The organism is Acinetobacter sp. UBA6720 (assembly GCF_002454215.1).
Taxonomy (GTDB): Bacteria; Pseudomonadota; Gammaproteobacteria; order Pseudomonadales; family Moraxellaceae; genus Acinetobacter.
In genome coordinates, this window is the sequence record NZ_DKIK01000197.1 from 393 (window position 1) to 3,170 (window position 2,778).

Sequence of the window (2,778 nt, forward strand, 5' to 3'; positions counted from 1 at the left end):
CAACTTTCGAGTAAGTTACTTGACCTTGTGGTTACCCCACATGTTCTTGGTGAAGTTCCTACAGAATCCACCAAAACAGAGCAGGATACAACCGATTCAAATAAAATTGTATGCTATGTTTTACAAAACTATTCACGTAGTAATGCGCTTGTTGTCGATGGTGAAACCCGTCGCCTTCATCTGAAACCTGCACTAGATCCATTGAGTTTTGGATCATATCAGGAAAAGAACTCAGTATTATTCCTTCATCATAACGAAAATAATTACTTTAATACTCAAACTTTTCCTAGCAAACTTTTACATCTTATTGAAGCCCTCGAAAAACATCCTGAAACTGAAATAGAACTCGTGCCAGTTACGGTATTATGGGGACGTGCGCCTGATAAAGAAGATTCTTGGTTCAAATTACTATTTTCAGATACTTGGGCAACACCGGGTACTGTTAAACAACTTATGAATATCGGCTTACATGGTCGCCAGTCTTATTTGGAATTCCATGAGCCTCAATCATTGAGAGAGTTGGTAGATTATGCCAAGACCAACCACCCAAATCTCTCTCCTGCAACATATATCGCAAGCTCTTTAGATACTTATTTAGATCAGCAACGCGAAGTTGTTTTGGGTCCTGACTTGTCGGATCGTCGTAACGTCATGCAGTCAGTGGTCAAATCACGTGATGTTCAAGATGCAATCCGTCGTGAAAGTATTCAACACAAAATCAGTATGCTCGAAGCTGAACGACGTGCTATCGGATACGTTAATGAAATCGTATCCGACTACTCAGCTTCAGCCGTTCGTTTTGCAGATATGGCATTAACGCGTTTGTGGACACAACTTTATGACGGTGTTGAAGTTCATAACTTCAGTACAGTTCGTGAACTCGCAAAAGACTATGAAATCATTTACACACCGTGTCACCGCAGTCATATCGACTACTTATTATTGTCATACGTGATTTATAAACGTGGCTTGATGATCCCGTATATTGCTGCTGGCGACAACCTCAATCTTCCATTTGTAGGTCAATTACTTCGTGGCGGTGGTGCATTCTTTATTCGTCGTTCTTTCCGCGGTAATGCACTATATACATCTGTATTTAAAGAATATCTTTACAGCATTTTGTCGCGCAACACCCCGATTGAATACTTTATTGAAGGTGGACGTTCACGAACGGGACGCCTATTGCCACCTAAAACAGGTATGTTAGCCATGACGATTCATGGTCATCTACGTGGACGTGCCAAACCAATTGTATTCGTGCCAACCTATATCGGTTACGAACGCTTGATGGAAGGTTCAACTTACGTTGGCGAGATGCAAGGTAAGCCTAAAGAAGCAGAATCTATTTTTGGTATCTTAAAAACCTTACGCAAAATCGAACGTATTTTTGGTAAGGTACATGTGAATTTTGGTGAGCCTGTTTTCTTAGATGATATTTTGAAGCAGCATCAAGCAGAAAATATCCAAATCGAGAAAAATGATGCACCTATTCCAGCTGAAATTTCGAAAGTCGTTTCTAGCTCAGCAAATCTAATCTTAGAAAATATTAACCGTGCGGTTGTCATTAACCCTGTTTCATTATTATCTCTGATCTTATTGGCAACGCCGAAGCATACGCTTGATGAAGAAATTTGTGCTAAGCAACTTGATATTTATCGTGATTTAGCGACTCAACATCCTTATGATGAACGCACTCAAGTGACTTCATTATCTGGCAAAGAAATTATTGCCTATGGCTTGAAATTAAAACTGATCAAACGTGTTCACCATGTGCTTGGTGATATTATCGCGATCGAAGACAATCAAGCGGTATTGTTGACTTACTTCCGTAATAACATTTTGCATGCCTTTGTTTTACCTTCACTTGTTGCATCTTTAGTGGAACACAACGGAAAGATCAATAAATTAGATTTAAGTAATGTAATTCGTACTTTGTATCCATTCTTAAAAGCTGAATTGTTTATGAAGTGGCAAGCTTCTGAGTTGCAACAACATATCGACAGCTATGTAAATGCTTTGGTTCAAATTGGTTTAATTTTCCAAGACCATGACGGTAATTTATTTAGCCCTACTCCAAACAGTGAAGAGCACCAAAAATTACTGACCTTGGCAATGCCAGTAAAACAAAGTCTTGAACGTTATTATATGACGTTGGCACTGATCACTCAGCGAGGCTCAGGCAACATTTCAACCAAACAAGTTGAGGAGTTAAGCCACTTATTAGGTCAGCGCTTATCTGTGTTATATGAATTCAATTCACCAGAATTCTTTGATAAGGCCTTATTCCAAAGCTTTATTAAAGTTCTGACTCAGCAAAACTATATTCGCAACAACGAGCAAGGCTTCATCGAATATGATGATAACTTTAGTGAAATGGCTGCAGGTGCTCAGTTAGTTCTAGATGAAACCACTTTACAGATGCTGCAACATATTACTACGTTTAGTGATGAAGAATTAGCTACTGCTTTGGAAGCAATGGCTTCTCAGCAAGCGAAACGCCGTCTAAAACGTAAGAAATCATAATCTCAACGTTCATCTCGAAATACAAAAGCCAAATCTAAGATTTGGCTTTTTTATCTTTCTCATTTGCGACATTCAAGATATTTTGGGTCATCGATACATCGAAGTCGTTTAATCAATTCTACAAAAAAAGCATCGTAGTATCCTTGTTCAACATATCGATTACGGATTTTCGCAACTAATGCTTCATAACCTTGTTTCTCAAAGTCTGAAATATCTGCCCAGTAATAAGCAGGCAAGTGATTTTCCGATTGAATC

General features: G+C 38.8%; 2 protein-coding genes. One reads left to right on the top strand and one right to left on the bottom strand.

Features of this window, described 5'->3' with window-relative positions:
• Positions 1-2,523, top strand: a 2,523-nt coding sequence (gene plsB, locus B4F08_RS16515) for a glycerol-3-phosphate 1-O-acyltransferase PlsB (RefSeq protein WP_291375418.1), incomplete at its 5' end; no start/stop codon positions are given.
• A 59-nt stretch (positions 2,524-2,582) separates the two neighbouring features.
• On the opposite strand, the gene B4F08_RS16520 is transcribed toward plsB, so the two are convergent.
• A partial coding sequence (locus tag B4F08_RS16520; RefSeq protein ID WP_291375420.1) for a putative solute-binding protein occupies positions 2,583-2,778 on the bottom strand: 196 nt, incomplete at its 5' end.